The following is an 18131-nucleotide window of genomic DNA, read 5'->3' as shown; positions in this document are numbered from 1 at the left end:
TACGGGTCAGATGAGGCCCGGGGTCTGCTTGCGTGCAGCCTCGAAGCGCTCGGCGACATTCTGCCAGTTGGCGATGTTCCATGCGGCCTTGATGTAGTCGGCCTTCACATTCAGGTAGTCGAGGTAGAAGGCGTGCTCCCACATGTCGAGCTGGAACAGCGGAACGGTGCCCTGCGCTGTGTTGGAGTGCTGATCGAACATCTGCTGCACGATGAGCTGCGAACCGAGCACGTCCCAGCTGAGCACGGCCCAACCGGAGCCCTGGATGCCCGCGGCGGCGGCGGCGAAGTGCGCCTGGAACTTCTCGAACGAACCGAAGTACTCGTCGATGGCGGCCTTCAGCTCGCCCTCGGGCTGTCCGCCGCCCTCCGGCGACAGGTTGGTCCAGAAGATCGAGTGGTTGACGTGGCCGCCGAGGTTGAAGGCCAGATCCTTCTCGAGCTTGTTGACGTTCGCGAGGTTGCCGGTCTCGCGCGCTTCGGCGAGGCCTTCGAGCGCAGCGTTCGCGCCGGCGACGTATGCCGCGTGGTGCTTGTCGTGGTGCAGCTGCATGATCTTGCCGCTGATGTGCGGCTCGAGGGCAGCGTAATCGTAAGGCAATTCGGGAAGTGAGTAGGCAGCCATAACGGTGCTCCAATCTCTGCGATCGACGGTGGTCGCTTCCAGCTTAGTCCTCGGCGCGTTCGCGCCGCGCGAAGATTCACTCCTGGCGGAACGCGCCCCGCGGGCTAGTCGAGCTCCTCGGGCAGGCTCGCCTCGGTGCCCGGGATGCCTCGGGCGGAGGCCTCCTTGTCGGCCATCGCGAGCAGGCGGCGGATGCGCCCCGCGATGGCGTCCTTCGTCAGCGGAGGCTCTGCGCGCGCGCCGAGATCGTCGAGGCTCGCCTCGCGGTGGGTGAGGCGCAGTGATCCTGCGTAGCGCAGGTGCTCAGGCACCTCGTCGCCGAGGATCTCGAGCGCGCGCTCGACGCGGGCGCAGGCCGCCACCGACGCCTGCGCCGAGCGGCGCAGGTTGGCGTCGTCGAAGTTCACGAGACGGTTCGCGGTGGCGCGGGTCTCGCGCGCCTTGCGCAGCTCGTCCCAGGCGCTGCGGGCCCCGGTCGCGCCCATGACGCCGAGCGCCTGGCCGATGGTCTCGCTGTCGCGGATCAGCACCTTGTGCTGCCCGCGGATCTCGCGGCTCTTCGCTTCGACGCCGAGACGGTGCGCCGCGCCCACGAGCGCCATCGCGACCTCGTTGGTCGGGCAGCCGATGTCCAGGCCGACCGAGCGGCCGGGAGGCGTGAGCGTACCGCGCGCGAGGAAGGCGCCGCGCAGGATCGCGGCGAGCTCGGGCTGGGCGCCCGTGGTCAAGCGGTTCGGCAGGCCGCGGATCTGACGGCGGCGCTGATCGAGCAGGCCGAGCTGGCGTGCGAGGGTCTCGCCGTCGATGACGCGCACGAGGAACTGCGGGGCGCCCGGTCGCGTGCTCGTCGGCGGCAGCTGCTTCGCTTCCGAGCGCACGCCGTAGAGCTGAGCGAGATCCTTGCGCACGCGCTGCACGATCTGCGGGGTGTGCAGTTCAGCCTCGAGCGCGATGCGTCCCGAGATCGTGTGCAGTCCGCCCGCGAGGCGCAGCACGGTCGCGACCTCCGCGATCCGCTCCCCCGTCTGCGCGACGGGGATGCGTACAAGCTCGCTCTTGACCTCAGCGGTTGACGGCACAGATGATCCTCTCTGGAACGATGATAGAAAACGGCGATCGGCGGCAGCAGCCGCGGCGCGGGATTATTCGCGGCCGAGATCGCGGTGGCGCAGACTGACGCTGACACCGGGCAGACCCGCGAGGCGATCGGCCAGTTCACGAGCGCTCGCCACCGAACGGTGCTTGCCGCCGGTGCACCCCACCGCGAGCGACGCATGGCGCTTGTTCTCGCGTTGGAAGCCCGCGAGCACCGGGGTGAGCGCTGCGACGTAGTGGTCGAGGAACTCGGCGGCGCCGTCGCGGCTCAGCACGTAGTCCTTCACCTCGGGGTCGACTCCCGTGAGGGCGCGCAGCTCTGGCTCCCAGAACGGGTTCGGCAGGAAGCGCATGTCGACCATCAGGTCGACATCGGTCGGCGTGCCGTACTTGAACCCGAAGCTCATCACCGACAGCTGCAGTCCCGGGGTGTCCTCGTCCGAGAACAGCTCCCGCGTCGCGGTCGACAGGTCGTGCACGTTGTAGCGGGACGTATCGATCACGACGTCGCTTGAGGCCCGCAGCTCCTGCAGGCGCTCGCGCTCGAGCCTGATGCCTTCGAGCAGGCTGCCCGTGTCGGCCTGGAGCGGATGCGGACGGCGCACGGATTCGTATCGGCGCACCAGCGTCTCGTCGGTCGCGTCGAGGAAGACGACGCGCACATCGGCGTTCTGCCCGAGATCGGTCACGGTCTGCTGGATGTCCTCGAACAGATTGCGGCCGCGCACGTCGACCACGGCGACGATGCGGGGCAGGGCGCCGCCCGAACGATCCGCCATATCGGCGAGCGTCTTCACCATGGCGAGCGGCAGATTGTCGACGACGTACCAGCCGAGATCCTCGAGCGTGTTCGCCACCGTGCTGCGACCAGCGCCCGACATGCCCGTGACGATCAGGATCTCCTGAATCGACGCTGTGCCGTTCATTCGGTTTCCCCCTCGTCTGCATCCGGTAGCTTCGTCCCACCCAGCTTAGCGTCAGCGACGGCGTTCGGTTGCTCGGTTTCGCCCTCCGCCGATGGATCTGCGATATGCGAGGCGATCTGCTCCGCGAGCTTCGGCCCGACGCCCGGGGCTGAGGCGAGCTCGTCGAGCGAGGCGGCCCTCAATCGGGCGACCGACCCGAAGTGCTTCAGCAGTGCCTGCACCCGCTTCGGGCCGAGCCCGGGGATCTCGGAGAGCCGGCTCGAGATGGAGGTGCTGCGGCGCTGCCGCTGGAAGGTGATCGCGAATCGGTGCGCCTCGTCACGGATGCGCTGCACGAGGAACAGCGCCTCGCTCGTGCGCGGCAGGATGACGGGGAAGGGATCGCCGGGCAGCCAGATCTCCTCCAGCCGCTTCGCGATGCCGCAGAGCGCGACATCGGTGATCCCTGCGGCGTCGAGCGCGCGCGCCGCCGCTTTCACTTGCGGCTCGCCGCCGTCGACGACGAGCAGCTGCGGCCGGTCGCGGTAGACGCCCGACGGCAGGTCGCCGTTCTCGGCCGCCGCATTGAGCTGCGCGGCCCGGCGCGACACGACCTGGTGGATCGAGTCGGTGTCGTCGCGCGTCGATTCGATGCGGTACTTGCGGTAGGCGCCCTTGGCGGGCAGTCCGTCCTCGAACACGACGAGCGACGCGACGACGCCCGTGCCCTGGAGGTGCGAGACGTCGATGCATTCGATGCGCAGGGGCGGCTCGTCCATGCCGAGCGCCTGCTGCAGCTCCGCGAGCGCGTCGGTGCGGGCGGTGAGGTCCGCCGCACGCTTCAGCTTGTGCCGGATCAGGTGCTCGCCCGCGTTCAGCACCGCGCGCTCCATGAGCTGCGCCTTGTCGCCGCGCTCGGGCACCCGCACCCGCACGCGCCCCCGGCGCGGCCGCCGCTCGGCCAGCGCGTTCTCGAGCTCGAGCGAGTTCTCGGGCAGCTGCGGCACGAGCACCTCGGGCGGCGGCTCGCGGTCGTCGGCGTAGGCCGACTGGATGACCTGCTCGAGCAGCGTGCCCGGAGAATCGTCGAGCTCGACGTCGACGATCCAGCTGCGTTCGCCGCGGATGCGGCCGCCGCGGATGATGAACTGGTGGGCGGCGGCGGCGAGCTCGTCGGAGCGCAGCCCGAAGACGTCGAGATTGACGTCGAGGCCGAGCACGACGGCGTTCTTCTCCATCACGTGCTCGACCGCCTCGGCCTGATCGCGCAGCCGCGCGGCGTCCTCGTAGCGCTGCTCCCCCGCCGCGGTGCGCATCTCGCTCTGGAGGGCCCGCAGGTGGCTGCGATCGCCGCCCGAGAGAAAGGCGACGAGCTCGTCGACGCGGGCGCGATGCTCGGAGACGGTGAGCAGCTGGGAGCACGGGCCGCTGCAGCGTCCGATCTGCCCGGCGAGGCACGGCCGCCCCGATTGCATCGCGCGCCGGTAGTCGGCGTCGTTGCAGGTGCGGATCGGGAACGCCTGCTGCAGCAGGCGCGTGGTCTCCTTGAGGGCCCAGACCTTCGGATACGGACCGAAGTAGCGGGCGCCCCGGATGCGCTCGTTGCGGGTGATGATGAGGCGGGGCGCCTCCTCGCGCAGCGTCACCGCCAGGTACGGATAGGTCTTGTCGTCCTTGAACTGCACGTTGAAGGGCGGCTTGAACTCGGTGATCCAGGTGTGCTCGAGCACGAGCGACTCGGTGTCGGTCGCGACCACCGTCCAGTCGAGCTTCGCGGCGAGCATCAGCATGCGCCGCGTGCGCGGCATGAGCGCGTCGAGCGGCTGGAAGTAGTTGGCGAGCCGCGCGCGCAGATTCTTCGCCTTGCCGATGTAGAGCACGCGCCCGTAGCGATCGCTGAAGCGGTAGACGCCCGGGCTCGTCGGGATCTCGCCCTGGGCGGGCCGGAAGGCCGCCCGACGATCGTCGGGGCTCACGCCCGGGCCTTCGCCTTGCCCGCCGCCGGCTTCCGGGCCGCCGGCTGCTTCCGAGCTGCCGCCTTCGAGGTGTGCGCCGCCTTCGCCGAGTTCGCCGCCTTCGCGGCGCGTCCGTGCAGCACTTCTGCGAGGAACCGGCCGGTGTGGCTCTCCTCGTGCTCCGCCAGCTGCTCCGGAGTTCCCACGGCGAGGATCGTACCGCCCCCGGAACCGCCCTCGGGGCCGAGGTCGATCACCCAGTCGGCGCTGCGGATGACATCCAGGTTGTGCTCGATGGTGATGACCGTGTTCCCCTTGTCGACGAGGCCGTTCAGCACCAGCAGCAGCTTGCGCACATCCTCGAAATGGAGGCCGGTGGTCGGCTCGTCGAGCACGTAGATGCTCCGCCCGTTCGAGCGCTTCTGCAGCTCGGTCGCGAGCTTCACGCGCTGCGCCTCGCCGCCCGACAGGGTCGTCGCGCTCTGGCCGAGACGCACGTACCCGAGGCCGACGTCGACCAGCGTCTTCATGTAGCGGTGGATCGACGAGATCGGCTCGAAGAACTCCTCGGCCTCGGCGATCGGCATCTCGAGCACCTCGGAGATGTTCTTGCCCTTGTACCGCACCTGCAGCGTTTCGCGGTTGTAGCGCTTGCCGCCGCAGGATTCGCAGGCGACGTAGACATCGGGCAGGAAGTTCATCTCGATCTTCAGCGTGCCGTCGCCCGAGCACGCTTCGCAGCGCCCGCCCTTGACGTTGAAGCTGAATCGGCCCGGCAGGTAGCCGCGGATCTTCGACTCGGGCGTCTCGGCGAAGAGGGTGCGGATCTTGTCGAACACCCCGGTGTAGGTCGCCGGGTTCGAGCGCGGCGTGCGCCCGATGGGCGCCTGGTCGACGTGCACCACCTTGTCGAGGTGCTCGAGCCCGGTCACGCGCGTGTGCTTGCCCGGCACGAGACGCGCGCCGTTGAGCTGGTTCGCGAGCACACGGTACAGGATGTCGTTCACGAGCGTCGACTTGCCCGACCCAGAGACGCCGGTGACGGCCGTCATCACCCCGAGCGGGAAGGTGGCGTCGACGTTCTGGAGATTGTTCGAGCGCGCCCCGACGACCGTGAGTTCGCGCCCGCGCTCGCGTCTCCGGCGCTTCCTCGGCGTCTCGATCGAACGGCGCCCCGCGAGATAGTCGCCGGTGATGGAGCGCGGGTTCTCGAGCAGCCCCGAGTACTCCCCCGAGTGCACGACCGTGCCGCCCTCGACGCCCGCGCCGGGGCCGATGTCCACGATCCAATCCGCGGCCTCGATCGTCTCCTCGTCGTGCTCGACGACGATGAGCGTATTTCCGAGATCGCGCAGCTTCACCAGCGTCTCGATCAGCCGACGGTTGTCGCGCTGGTGCAGGCCGATGCTGGGCTCGTCGAGCACGTAGAGCACGCCGGTCAGCCCCGAGCCGATCTGGGTCGCGAGGCGGATGCGCTGCGCTTCGCCGCCCGAGAGCGTGCCCGCTGCGCGCGCCAGCGTGAGGTAGCCGAGGCCCACCTCGATGAGGAAATCGAAGCGGAGGCGGATCTCACGCAGCACCTGGGCGGCGATCTTCGCCTCGCGCTCGGTGAGCACGACGTCGTCGAAGAAGCGCTTCGCGTCGCTGAGGCTGAACTCGCCGACCGCTGCGATGGATTCGCCGTCGACGGTGACCGCCAGGACCTCGGGCTTCAGGCGCTGCCCGTGGCAGGCGTGGCACGGCACTTCGCGCAGGAACTCCTGCCAGCGATCGCGCTTCGCGTCGGACTCCGCCTCGGCGTACTGCCGCTCGATGAACGGGATGACGCCCTCGAAGCCGCTCGAGTACTTCACCTCGCGCCCGAAGCGGTTGCGCCACCGCACGTTCACCTTGAAGTTGTTGCCGTAGAGCACGGCCTCCCGCACCTCGTCGCCCAGTTCCTCCCAGGGGGTCTTCAGCGAGAAGTCGAGATCGCGCGACAGCCCCACGAGCAGCTTCTCGTAGTACTGGTACAGGCTCTTGCCCTGGCTCGTCCACGGGACGATGACTCCTTCGGCGATCGAGAGCTGCGGGTCGCCGAGCACCAGATCCTCATCGACCGACATGCTCGTACCGAGCCCCGAGCATGTCGCGCACGCGCCGAACGGCGCGTTGAACGAGAAGGTGCGCGGTTCGATCTCCGTGAGCTGCACGGGGTGCTGGTTCGGGCACGAGAGGTGCTCGGAGAATAGCCGGGTGCGGTCCTCCGCCGTCTCGTCGAGATCCACGAAGTCGATGGCGACGATGCCGCCAGCCAGCTTCAGCGCGGTCTCGAGCGAGTCGGTGAGCCGACCGAGGCCTTCGGGGCTCGCGACGAGGCGGTCGATGACGACCGAGATATCGTGCTTGATCTGCTTCTTCAGCTTCGGCGGGTCCGAGAGCTGCACGAGTTCGCCGTCGACGATCGCGCGCGAGTAGCCGCTCGCCGCGAGGTCGTGGAAGAGGTCGACGAACTCGCCCTTCTTCTTGCTCACCACCGGCGCGAGCACCTGGAAGCGGGTGCGCTCCGGGAGCTCCATGAGCCGGTCGGCGATCTGCTGCACGGTCTGCGATTCGATCTTCTCGCCGCAGACGGCGCAGTGCGGCACGCCGACGCGCGCCCACAGCAGGCGCATGTAGTCGTAGATCTCTGTGATCGTGCCGACCGTGGAGCGCGGGTTGCGGTTCGTCGATTTCTGGTCGATCGACACGGCAGGGCTCAGGCCCTCGATGAAATCGACGTCCGGGCGGTCGACCTGGCCGAGGAACTGCCGTGCATAGGCGCTCAGGCTCTCGACGTACCGGCGCTGGCCCTCCGCGAAGATCGTGTCGAATGCCAGGCTCGATTTGCCGCTGCCCGAAAGCCCGGTGAACACGACCATCGAGTCGCGCGGGATCGAGAGGTCGACGTCGCGCAGGTTGTGGACGCGGGCCCCCTGCACCTTGATATGCGCCTGGGCGGCCGAGGATCGGATCGGAGTCGTCTGCTGCGGAGTCACCACTTCATCCTACTTCGATTCGACTGAGTGTTCGAACATATCTACGAACTTTTCGGCCCCTCCCGGCGCCGCTGCTCCGCAGCAGGGTTCCCCGAAACTCGCCTTTCGCGTACTATTGATGAAAGATCACGTAAGGAGCCGAGATGTCGATCGCCCAACTGCCGGCCAGCGGCCGGAGCACGCACGGGGACGCGCAGGCCCGCACGGCGCGAGAGCGCCTCGCCGGCCTCGTCGCGCAGATCGACGCGGATCGCCTGAACGCGGCGGAGTCGCTGCTCGCAGGAGTGGTGGCCCATCAGCAGACCGACCTCCGCGGCCTCACCGAGGCCGAAACCGCGGCGCTCGCGCGGCTCGGGGCGACCGAGGATCAGCTGCAGCAGCCGACCGCCCTGCCCGCGTCGACGCGCGGCCTCGTGTGGGAGCAACAGCTGGGGGCGCAGAGCGTCTCCGTCGCCGAGGCCGCCGAGATCCTCGGCGTCACCCCCACCCGCGTGCGCCAGCGCTGCGCCGCCGGCACGCTGCTCGCGCAGCGGCGCAGCGACGGCTGGCACCTCCCCGCCTTCCAGTTCCACGACCGCCGCGAACCCCGGGGATGGGCGACCGTCGCGCAGGCCATCCCCCGCGCGACGCCGCTGCTGCTCGCGGAGCGCGTACTCACTTCGCCGGCCCCGCGGCTGCGCATCGACGGCGAAGAGCTCGCACCGCTCGAATGGCTGGCCCAGGGCGGCGACCCGCACGAGGCCGCGGCCGCGGTCGACGACGCGCTGAGCCGCCTGCCGTGAGCGAGGAGCTCCCGCCGCCGCGGGCCGACCGCTTCCCCGAACTCCGACCGGAGGGCGAATGGGTGCGGGAGATCCCTGCCGGCACCCTGCTGTCGCGCATCTACAAGGCCGGCGGGCCGCACCCGGTCGACTGGCACGAGTTCCGGGAGTACGGACCGCTCGACTCCCGCTTCGACCCGCACCCGGAACCGACGGGCGAGCATCCCGACGAGGGCGTCTACTATGCGGTGCTGGAGCCGCAGGGCGAGCACGCGTTCCCGGCGGCCGCCTTCGCCGCATGCCTCCTCGAGGCCTTCCAGAGCACCCGCATGGTGCAGCGCAGCGAGGGCGCGCCGACGCTCGTGATGTTCGAGAACGCCAGACCGCTGCGGCTGCTCGATCTCAGCGACAGCGACTGGCTGGCCGTCGCCGGCGGCAATGCCGCGATCTCTTCGGGCGAACGATCGCGCGCCCGAGCCTGGGCCCGCGCGATCAGGGTCGCGTACCCCGAACTCGACGGCGTCGTCTCCGCGTCCTCCGTCGTACCGCCGGTGCGCATCGCCGCGCTGTGGAGCCCGGCGCGCGATGCGCTGCCGCGCCACCCGCTCGCCCGCCTGAGACTCGACCGCGATGAACTCACGTCCCTCATCGACGCCGCAGCCGACCGCTACGGCTACCTCGTGCTCTGACGCCCGCCCCGCACCGCCTACACTGTTCGCCATGCCTCCAGAACACCCCGCGGCGCGCAAGATCGACTTCGTCCGGGAGGGCGACGCGTACCGGGCGAAGCCGGGCGAGTTCCGTCTCATCGACCTCCCGCCGATGCAGTACCTCATGATCGACGGCCACGGCGACCCGAACCGGGCGCCGGAGTTCGCCGCGGCGGTCGAAACGCTCTACCCGGTCGCGTACGGGCTCAAATTCGCGAGCAAGCGCGAACTCGGCCGAGATTACGTCGTGCCGCCGCTCGAAGGCCTGTGGTGGGCCGATGACATGAGCGCATTCACCGCGGCGCGGGACAAGTCGCTGTGGCACTGGACGCTCATGCTCATGCTGCCCGCGTGGCTCGGGCACGAGGATCTCGACCGCTCCGTGCACGCGGCGCGGCAGAAGGGCCGTGCGCCTCGACTCGACGCCCTACGCCTCGAGACATTGACCGAGGGGCTGTGCCTTCAGACGCTGCACATCGGCCCCTTCGACGATGAGGGCGAGACGCTAGCCCGCCTGCACGAGGAGATCGCACCGCGGCACGGGCTCGCACTCCGCGGCACGCACCACGAGATCTACCTCGGCGACTTCCGCAGAACGGCGCCCGAGAAGCGGCGCACTATCCTCAGGCAGCCCGTCCGCCGCGCCGAGGGCATCGCCGTGGAATCCCGCGCAGTCGGGTCGCAGCCGGTCTGAGCCGCCGACTCGCAGACACCGCGCGATCCGCGGCTCAGATGTGCCCAGCGGCATCCATGCTGCGCAGCTCGCGCTTCAGCTCGGCGACTTCGTCGCGCAGCCGCGCCGCGAGCTCGAACTTGAGCTCATCCGCCGCCGACAGCATCTGCTCAGTGAGGTCGGCGATCAGCTCCTCCAGCTTGTGCGCACCCTCGGAGGCGATCGCACCGGCGCGCGCAGCCGATTTGCCCTTCGCGCGCTGCGACGACGAGCCGCCCCGCTGAGCGTGCGCCCCGGTGCGGGAGAGCACCGCTTCGGTGTCGGCGGCCTCGCGGTTCAACAGCTCCGTGATATCGCCGATCTTCTTGCGCAGCGGCTGCGGGTCGATGCCGTGCTCGGTGTTGTACGCCATCTGGATCGCACGGCGCCGATTTGTCTCGTCGATCGCTTCGCGCATCGAACGCGTCACCGTGTCGGCGTACATGTGCACCTGGCCGGACACGTTGCGCGCGGCGCGGCCGATGGTCTGGATCAGCGAGGTCGACGAGCGCAGGAAGCCCTCCTTATCGGCGTCGAGGATCGCCACGAGCGAGACCTCAGGCAGGTCGAGGCCCTCGCGCAGCAGATTGATGCCGACCAGCACGTCGTAGACTCCGGCCCGCAGCTCCGTGAGCAGCTCGACCCGTCGCAGCGTGTCGACGTCGGAGTGCAGGTAGCGCACCCGCACCCCCGCCTCCTCCATGAAGGCGGTCAGCTGCTCGGCCATCTTCTTCGTGAGCGTCGTCACCAGTACGCGCTCGTCGCGCTCGGCGCGGGCGCGCACCTCTTCGAGCAGATCGTCGATCTGGCCCTCGGAGGGCTTGACCACGATCTCTGGGTCGATGAGTCCGGTCGGCCGGATGATCTGCTCGACGACGCCATCGGCGAGCTCCATCTCGTACTTGCCGGGCGTGGCCGAGAGGTACACCGTCTGCCCGACGCGCTCTTTGAATTCCCCGAACTTGAGCGGACGGTTGTCGAGCGCGCTCGGCAGGCGGAAGCCGTGCTCGACGAGCGTGCGCTTGCGGGAGGCGTCGCCCTCGTACATCGCCCCGATCTGCGGCACGGTCACGTGCGACTCGTCGATCACGACGAGGAAATCATCGGGGAAGTAGTCGAGCAGGCAGTGGGGCGCCTCGCCCGGCTTGCGGCCGTCCATGTGCATCGAATAGTTCTCGATGCCCGAGCAGAACCCGATCTGCTCCATCATCTCGAGGTCGAAGGTGGTGCGCATGCGCAGCCGCTGCTCCTCGACCAGCTTGTTCTGCTGCTTGAGCTCGCCGGTGCGCGCATCGAGCTCGGCCGAGATGTCGCGCATCGCCCGGTTCATCACCTCGCGGCTCGCGACGTAGTGGGAGCCCGGGAAGACCGACACGGTGTCGACCTGCTTGATCACATCTCCGGTGACCGGGTGCAGGTAGTAGAGCGCTTCGATCTCGTCGCCGAAGAATTCGATGCGGATCGCGAGCTCCTCGTACATCGGGATGATCTCGACGGTGTCGCCGCGCACGCGGAAATTGCCGCGCACGAACTCGATGTCGTTGCGCTGGTACTGCATGTCGACGAACCTGCGCAGCAGCACGTCGCGATCGAGGCGATCGCCGGTGGCGAGGGGCACCATCGCCTCGTAGTACTCTTCGGGCTTGCCGAGGCCGTAGATGCACGACACGGTCGACACGACGACGGTGTCGCGCCGCGAGAGCAGCGCATTCGTCGTCGAGTGGCGCAGGCGTTCGACCTCGGCGTTGACCGACGAATCCTTCTCGATGAAGGTGTCGGTCTGCGGCACATAGGCCTCGGGCTGGTAGTAGTCGTAGTACGACACGAAGTACTCGACCGAATTGTTGGGCATCAGTGCGCGGAACTCGTTCGCGAGCTGCGCCGCAAGCGTCTTGTTGTGCGCGAGGATCAGCGTGGGCCGCTGCACCTGCTCGATGAGCCAGGCCGTCGTCGCCGATTTGCCGGTTCCGGTCGCGCCGAGCAGCACGATGTCGGTCTCGCCGGCGTTGATGCGGCCGGCGAGCTCCGCGATGGCAGCGGGCTGATCACCGGAAGGCTCGTACTCCGAGATCACTTCGAACGGGCGGATACTGCGTGTCGGCTGCATGCGCTCCAGGCTACTCCGCGGGTACGACATCCGTCTCGGATTCCCGCTCCGGGCGAACCGGGATCAGTCGCGGGACCGGCGCACCCTGGGCTCGATTCTCGCGGGTCGCGCCTCCCGCATGCTCGCCGACCATTCCTCCACACGCAGCTCTGAAGCGCTATTCCCGAGTACCTGTCCACATTCGCGGTTTCCCGCTCGCTTCCGCGACCGCGGAGCCGCAGACTCCTGGCATGACTCCCCGAATCGCCGGCCCGACCCCCGCCGCTCCCCCGCGAGCGAGACTCGAGACCGATGCCGAACTGCAGCGGACGCTGCTGCAACTGCTCACCGGTGCGTGCCGGCGCCAGGTATGGACGTTCCTGCTCGACGAATCGCACCGGATCGTCGACCCCGTCATGCCGTTCGACGAACTCCCCGATGATCCGCAGGAGCTCTGGGACGTCGAGGATCTCGGGACGGTACCGTTCATCGAAGTGTTCCGCGACCGTCTCGCGATGATCGCGGAACTCGCCGGCGCCTCCCGCGTCGTGCTCGTCTGGGAGCGGCTCGGAAGCGAGCGGTTCAGCGCGGAGGATCTCGAGTGGGCCGGCGAGCTCGCCGCTTCCTGGCCGTCGAACGGCCCCCAGATCCGAGCGCAGTTCCTGCTGCACGACACCGGACTCAGGCAGCTCGTCGCCGACGGCTCCGCATAGCCGACTCGGGTACGGTCGCCGCCCGCATTCGCACCGTTCGCACATCTGCGATCGAATCCGGTGTGGTTCGATGGCACCCATGCCCGCACACCCCACTCGCGCGTTCGCCGCTTGCGCCCTCGGCGCGCTGATCGCGATCGCGGCCGCAGGCTGCGCCGCCGACGGCGAGCGTCCCGCACAGGCACCGGCCCCGATCGTCGACACCGCACCGCTGCCCTCCGAGGAGGAGCTGAGCGCCGCCGTCGCCGACGCGCTCGGAGATGCTGCCGTGCCCGGTGGGGCCGTCATGCTCACCGCCGCCGACGGCGACCGGGTCGTCGACGTGTTCGGCAGCGCGACCACCGACACCGAGGTGACGGAGGCGACCCGATTCGCGTACCGCAGCATCACCAAGACCTTCATCGGAACGGTCGTCCTCCAACTCGCCGACGAGGGCGCACTGCACGTCGACGATCCGATCTCGCAATTCGTCGACGGCGTACCGAACGGCGACGACATCACGATCGAGCACCTCGCGGTGATGCGCTCCGGGCTCGCGAACTATCTCGCGATGCCCGAGACGGACGAGCTGTTCGAGGCCGATCCCGAGCACTCGCCCGACGACGCCGAACTGCTCGAGATCGCATACTCCGCCTCACCCGTCTTCGCGCCGGGCGAGGCCTACCAGTACTCGAACACCAACACGCTGCTGCTCGGCGCGGTCATCGCCGAGGTCACCGGCGAGCCTTGGGAGCGGGCGATCGCCGAACGCATCACCGAGCCGCTCCAACTCGCGTCCGTGCACGTCGGCGCCGACGGCTCGGGGTTCGACGCCGACGGATTCGATGTGCTCGGCGCGGAGACCCTCGGCCGGGTCGTGGACGCCGCTCCCGGGTGGTACAGCGCAGCGGGCGGCCTCGACGGCGACGTGGTCGATCTCGCAGCATGGGGCCGGGCGCTCGGCTCGGGTTCCCTCCTCGACCTCGGCACCCACGACTACCGGAGCGCGACGCTCGGCGGTGTCGAGGACGACCCGTCGAGCCCCGAGTACGACAGATACGGCTTCGCGCTCGGGGAGATCGACGGCTGGGTCGGGCACACCGGCAACGGCCTCGGCTTCGAATCGCTGGTGCTCTACGACCCGGGCACCGGCCGCACCGTCGCGATCCTGCTCAACGGGGCTTCGGAGGATGCGAACCTCCCCGCGCACATGTTCCGCGCGATGCTGCCGGTACTCTCGGGAGCATGAGCGCACGCCGTCACGTCATCACGGATCTCGCGGTGCGCGCCGCTCGCATGGAGCTGCGCATCTACGAGAGCCTCTGGCGCGCCGTCGCCCGACGCCCGAAGATCGACGAGGGCGCGACGGGGTTCGCCTACCATCGACCGGTCCTCACGATCCTCATCATCTTCATGGCCGTCTCCGCGGTCGAGATTCCGATCATCGACGCCGTGGTGCACCGCTGGACGCCGGTGCGCATCGCCTTCCTCGTGCTCGGAATTTGGGGGCTCACCTGGATGATCGGCCTGCTCTGCGCCTACTTCACCCGGCCCCACACCGTCGGCGATGACGGCATCATCGTGCGGGAGGGCCTCGAGATCGAGATACCGGTGAGCTGGGAGGAGTTCGGAGCGATCCGCTACGCCCCGCTCACCCAGGAGAGCATCGATCCGACCAGCACCGACAAGCCCGGGCGGGTGTTCCAGTACGAGGGCGAGCGGGTCGGCGCGATCTGGGTCGGCAGCGAAACGAACCTCGCGATCGAGTTCGAAGCGCCGCTCGAGGTCGACCTGCCGGGGAGGCCCCCGAAGGGCGGCGGGCACGCCATCGATGTCCTGAGGTTCTGGGCCGACGACCCCGAAGCACTGCTCGCCGAGGTTCGCAGACGTCTCGATGCACGCCGAGACCGATCATAGGGTTGTCGAATGCCCCGCAGAGTGTTTACATGAGCACATGCAGGCATCGAAGCCCCTCATGAGAGTCGCCGCCCTCGGCACGGTACTGCTCCTCGCCGCGTGCGCGACTCCCCCGCAGGCCGCAACCGAGCCGCGCGGCGTTCCGACTCACGCCGAGCTCAGCGGCGCCGTGCACCGTGCGCTCGAGGGGCAGGACGTTCCGGGCGGCGCGATCATCGTCACGGGCCCCGGCGCGGCCGAGACTCTGCTGACGTTCGGCGACGCCGATCGCGAAGCCCCCGGCGAGACCGGCGGCGAATCGCGCGAGGTCGCGGACGGCACGCGTTTCGCCTACCGCAGCATCACCAAGTCCTTCGTCGGTACGGTGATCATGCAATTGGCGGACGAGGGCAAACTGGCGCTCGACGACCCGATCTCGCGATACGTCGACGGCGTCCCGGGCGGAGACGGCGTGACGATCGCCGATCTCGGCGATATGCGCTCCGGCCTCGCGAACTACTCGGCGAGTCCGCAGCTCGGCGAGCTGCTCGTCTCCGCCCCCGATCGGGAGCCTCGGACCTCCGAACTGCTGGACCTCGCCTACCCGGATTCGCCGGTCTTCGACGCCGGCACGGCGTACGAGTACTCGAACACCAACACGCTGCTGCTCGGCGAGACGATCGAGCGCATCACCGGCAAGCCGTGGCAGGAGGCGGTGCGGCAGCGGATATTGCGGCCGCTGCGCCTCGACTCGGTGCATTACGGATTCACCGATCCGCAGCTCGACGCGCGCGGCTTCCAGTTCGGGCTCGAGGGCGACCCCGAACGCCTTCCGCAGGCGGCGCCCGGCTGGTTCGGCGCGGCCGGAGCCCTCACCGGAGATATCCGGGATCTAGCGACCTGGGGCACGGCTCTCGGGAGCGGAGCGCTCATCGATGCCGCGACGCACTCCGCCCGACTCTCCGTTCTCGGTTCGATCGCCGACGACCCGAAGAGCCCCGAGTACGACCGGTACGGCTTCGCGCTCGGCGAGATCGACGGCTGGGTGGGCCACACGGGCAACGGGCTCGGCTTCCAGGCGCTCACGATGCACGACGCTGGCTCGGGCCGCACCGTCGCTGTGCTCATCAATGGCACGGGGGCCGATCCCGATCTCCCCGCGCACATGTTCCGCGAGATCCTCGCCGATATGCCGCCCCGGTAGGCGGCGGCTCAGAGCGCCGGCGCGACCATCATCCATAGTCCGCGGAGCAGCACGGCGATCGTGCCGATCCATGCGATCACGAGCATCCCGATCCGGGACCAGGCGGGCCGCACCCGCCGCTCCGCCAGCGCACCGACGAGCGTGCCCGCAGCAGCTGCGACCAGCAGTTCGCTCAAGCGGGCGAGGGACACTTCCGGGAACCCGCGCCAGCCCAGGGTGATCAGGTGGAACCCGATGAAGATCGCCTGGAGCGAGGCGATGAAGCTCCGCTGCTCCCACCGATCGTTGAGGCCGTAGGCGATCAGCGGCGGCCCGGAGAGACCGCTCGTGACATGCAGGAATCCGCTCGCGACGCCAGTGGCGATCGCGCCTCCGGTACCGCGCAGCCGTCGCGTGAGAACGGTGAGTCTTCCGGCGATGAGCGCGAGCAGGCCGGCGCATCCCACCCCGAGCAGCAGCATCGGCGCCGAGGAGCGCACGATCGCCAGCGCGGCCAGCGGCGAGGCCAGGGCGCCCGCGCCGACGATGATTGCGGTGCGCCGCCAATCCACGTCCCGGAACATCATCACGAGGAGCACCAGCGACACGAAGAAGCCGATGACGGTGATCGTCAGCACTCCTTGGACGGGCCCCATGAGCAGCACGATGAGCGGAGTCGCCACGAGCGCGAACCCGAGACCGGTCAGCCGTTGCACCGCGGCAGCGATCGCGACAACCGTCACGGCGGCGAACGTCAGCACAGCACTCCTCGTCAGGCCTCGGCCGCGGCGAAGCGCTCGGGGAGCCGGAGGTCGCCGGCTCCGCTCCACCGCACCTCGTCGAGCCCCTGCCACCGCGCCGCTTCCGCGAGCAGCCGCTCCGCGGTCTCCGCCGTGCGCGGATGCGCCCCGGGCTCCCGCCACGCCGCCTGCACCAGCAGCGCCCCGCGCTCGCCGAGCCGTTTCGGCCGATCGGCCTTGAGGTCGAGCCGCCCGGCCATGCGCCCGCCGACGAGCAGCGGGAGGCAGTAGTAGCCGAAGCGCCGCTGCGCCTTCGGAGTGTAGATCTCGATGCGGTAGTGGAAGTCGAAGATGCGCTCGGCGCGCGGGCGGAACCACACGAGCGGGTCGAAGGGCGTCAGCAGCGCATCGGGCGCGAGCCGCGCCGGAACGGCGGCGTCGCGATGCATCCAGGCGCGCTCGGGACGGCCGTCGGCCCGGGCCCACCCGGCGACCTCGACAGGGATCAGCTCCCCGGACTGTTCGAGGGCCTGCACCGCCGCCCGGGCGTCGCCGGCCTTGAGGCGGTGGTAATCGGCGAGGTCGGCGAGCGTTGCGACGCCGAGCGAACGAGCGGCCCGGTCGATGAGGCGGCGCTGAGCGAGCTCGCGCGGCGCCGCACCGAGCGCGATATCGGGAAGCGTCTGCTCGGCGAGCGCGTAGCGCCGTTGGAACCCCTCGCGACCGGCGGAGACGACTTCGCCCTCGGCGAAGAGCTGCTCGACGGCGCGCTTGGTCTCGCTCCAGTCCCACCATGGGCCCCGGCCACCGCGCGATCCGTCTTCGAGCTGACGGACGAACTGCGGGCCGTCGGCGGCGAGGCGGCTCCTGACTCGCGAGACCGCGGCCTCGAGCGCCTCGGTGCGGCCGGTGCGGATATGTCGATCGCGGAAATCCGACATGCGCCAGGCGAACAGCGGGCGGTCGGCGACCGGGATGAAGGCGGCCTCGTGCGCCCAGTACTCGGTGAACTCGCCGCTCGACCAGAGATGCCCATCGAGCGCGCTGCGATCGTATGCGCCGTGCCGCGACAGCACCGGCAGGTAATGGCTGCGGGAGAAGACGTTCACCGAATCGATCTGCAGCACGTGCAGCCGCTCGAGGGCGGCGTCGAACGGGCGCCGACGGCGCAGCCGAGGGGCGTTCGAGAAGCCCTGCGCGCCGAGCGCGACGCGACGGGCCTCGGTCGGGCTCAGCTGCAGGGCCGGGCGATGCGGCGGAGGGGACGATCTCATCTCGCGCCGCATCGCTCCGTTCTCACTGCGCCGTCTAGCCGAACCAGAGGGCGAGCTCGCGCTCCGCCGACTCGGTCGAGTCCGAGCCGTGCACCAGGTTCTGCTGCACCTTGAGGCCCCAGTCGCGGCCGAGATCGCCGCGGATGGTACCGGGGGCCGCAGTCGTCGGATCGGTGGTTCCCGCGAGCGAACGGAACCCTTCGATGACTCGGTGGCCCTCGGCGCGGATCGCGACGACGGGGCCGGACATCATGAACTCGACGAGCGGCTCGTAGAACGGCTTGCCCTCGTGCTCGGCGTAGTGCTCCGCCAGCAGGCCCCGATCGGGCTGCACCATGCGCAGATCGGCGATCGAGTATCCCTTCGCCTCGATGCGGCGCAGGATCTCGCCGGTCAGCCCCCGGGCAACCCCATCGGGCTTCACCAGGATGAGGGTCTGTTCTGCGGACATGCACGCTCCTTCGTGTCGTCGGGAAGGCGG

Annotated in this window: 16 protein-coding genes; 7 read left to right on the top strand and 9 right to left on the bottom strand. The window is 69.4% G+C overall.

The genetic code is table 11. The features are described 5' to 3' along the window. Nucleotides 1-6 precede the first annotated feature (6 nt). The 5 genes from NHL51_RS10360 to uvrA all read right to left on the bottom strand — a co-directional run bounded on the left by NHL51_RS10360 (nt 7) and on the right by uvrA (nt 7596). Nucleotides 7-624: a superoxide dismutase gene (locus NHL51_RS10360; protein WP_434143526.1), complete on the bottom strand. Its 618-nt coding sequence runs from the start codon at nt 622-624 to the stop codon at nt 7-9. Nucleotides 625-728: 104 nt separating this feature from the next. Beyond that, on the bottom strand, nt 729-1703 hold the full coding sequence (whiA, locus tag NHL51_RS10355; protein ID WP_434143524.1) for a DNA-binding protein WhiA: 975 nt from the start codon (nt 1701-1703) through the stop codon (nt 729-731). Nucleotides 1704-1766: 63 nt separating this feature from the next. Further along, on the bottom strand, nt 1767-2645 hold the full coding sequence (rapZ, locus tag NHL51_RS10350; protein ID WP_434143522.1) for an RNase adapter RapZ: 879 nt from the start codon (nt 2643-2645) through the stop codon (nt 1767-1769). Further along, on the bottom strand, nt 2642-4600 hold the full coding sequence (gene uvrC / locus NHL51_RS10345; protein WP_434143521.1) for an excinuclease ABC subunit UvrC: 1959 nt from the start codon (nt 4598-4600) through the stop codon (nt 2642-2644). The genes rapZ and uvrC overlap by 4 nt, the downstream gene beginning before the upstream one ends. Then, nucleotides 4597-7596: an excinuclease ABC subunit UvrA gene (gene uvrA, locus NHL51_RS10340; RefSeq protein ID WP_434143519.1), complete on the bottom strand. Its 3000-nt coding sequence runs from the start codon at nt 7594-7596 to the stop codon at nt 4597-4599. The genes uvrC and uvrA overlap by 4 nt, the downstream gene beginning before the upstream one ends. A 143-nt stretch (nt 7597-7739) precedes the next feature. Here uvrA and NHL51_RS10335 point away from each other — a divergent pair, with 143 nt between their 5' ends. The 3 genes from NHL51_RS10335 to NHL51_RS10325 are packed head-to-tail and all read left to right on the top strand — an operon-like array spanning nt 7740 to nt 9761. Next, nucleotides 7740-8378, top strand: coding sequence for a hypothetical protein (locus tag NHL51_RS10335; RefSeq protein WP_434143517.1), 639 nt, complete (start codon nt 7740-7742; stop codon nt 8376-8378). Then, on the top strand, nt 8375-9046 hold the full coding sequence (locus tag NHL51_RS10330; protein WP_434143516.1) for a hypothetical protein: 672 nt from the start codon (nt 8375-8377) through the stop codon (nt 9044-9046). Before NHL51_RS10335 ends, NHL51_RS10330 begins: the two co-directional genes overlap by 4 nt. 31 nt (nt 9047-9077) lie before the next feature. Next, a complete protein-coding gene (locus NHL51_RS10325; RefSeq protein ID WP_434143515.1) occupies nt 9078-9761 on the top strand; it encodes a GyrI-like domain-containing protein in 684 nt (227 codons plus the stop codon). A 34-nt stretch (nt 9762-9795) separates the two neighbouring features. On the opposite strand, the gene uvrB is transcribed toward NHL51_RS10325, so the two are convergent. Beyond that, the gene (uvrB, locus tag NHL51_RS10320; RefSeq protein ID WP_434143513.1) at nt 9796-11886 is read right to left on the bottom strand and encodes an excinuclease ABC subunit UvrB; all 2091 of its coding nucleotides are present in this window, start codon (nt 11884-11886) and stop codon (nt 9796-9798) included. 230 nt (nt 11887-12116) lie between these two features. On the opposite strand from uvrB, the gene NHL51_RS10315 reads away from it, so the two are divergent. The 4 genes from NHL51_RS10315 to NHL51_RS10300 all read left to right on the top strand — a co-directional run bounded on the left by NHL51_RS10315 (nt 12117) and on the right by NHL51_RS10300 (nt 15657). Continuing rightward, nucleotides 12117-12578, top strand: coding sequence for a hypothetical protein (locus NHL51_RS10315; RefSeq protein ID WP_434143511.1), 462 nt, complete (start codon nt 12117-12119; stop codon nt 12576-12578). A 79-nt stretch (nt 12579-12657) separates the two neighbouring features. Beyond that, nucleotides 12658-13806: a serine hydrolase domain-containing protein gene (locus tag NHL51_RS10310; protein WP_434143509.1), complete on the top strand. Its 1149-nt coding sequence runs from the start codon at nt 12658-12660 to the stop codon at nt 13804-13806. Next, nucleotides 13803-14474: a hypothetical protein gene (locus NHL51_RS10305; protein WP_434143507.1), complete on the top strand. Its 672-nt coding sequence runs from the start codon at nt 13803-13805 to the stop codon at nt 14472-14474. The genes NHL51_RS10310 and NHL51_RS10305 overlap by 4 nt, the downstream gene beginning before the upstream one ends. Before the next feature lie 37 nt (nt 14475-14511). After that, entirely contained in the window at nt 14512-15657 is a 1146-nt protein-coding gene (locus NHL51_RS10300; RefSeq protein WP_434143506.1) for a serine hydrolase domain-containing protein, read from the top strand. An 8-nt stretch (nt 15658-15665) separates the two neighbouring features. Here the strand turns inward: NHL51_RS10300 and NHL51_RS10295 are convergent, their stop codons facing one another. From NHL51_RS10295 to ndk, 3 genes are read right to left on the bottom strand one after another with little or no spacing between them, the layout of a single operon-like run. Further along, nucleotides 15666-16397, bottom strand: coding sequence for a TSUP family transporter (locus NHL51_RS10295; RefSeq protein ID WP_434143504.1), 732 nt, complete (start codon nt 16395-16397; stop codon nt 15666-15668). 11 nt (nt 16398-16408) lie between these two features. Then, nucleotides 16409-17650: a winged helix-turn-helix domain-containing protein gene (locus tag NHL51_RS10290; RefSeq protein ID WP_434143502.1), complete on the bottom strand. Its 1242-nt coding sequence runs from the start codon at nt 17648-17650 to the stop codon at nt 16409-16411. A 34-nt stretch (nt 17651-17684) separates the two neighbouring features. After that, nucleotides 17685-18101 carry a nucleoside-diphosphate kinase gene (gene ndk, locus NHL51_RS10285; protein WP_434143500.1) on the bottom strand — a complete coding sequence of 139 codons (417 nt, stop codon included), beginning with the start codon at nt 18099-18101 and terminating at the stop codon, nt 17685-17687. Between the last annotated feature and the right edge of the window lie 30 nt (nt 18102-18131).

It is taken from the genome of Leucobacter sp. gxy201 (assembly GCF_051043335.1).
Classification (GTDB): Bacteria; Actinomycetota; Actinomycetes; order Actinomycetales; family Microbacteriaceae; genus Leucobacter.
Note: the sequence above shows the minus strand (reverse complement) of the source record. Positions and strands in the feature narration are given on the sequence as shown.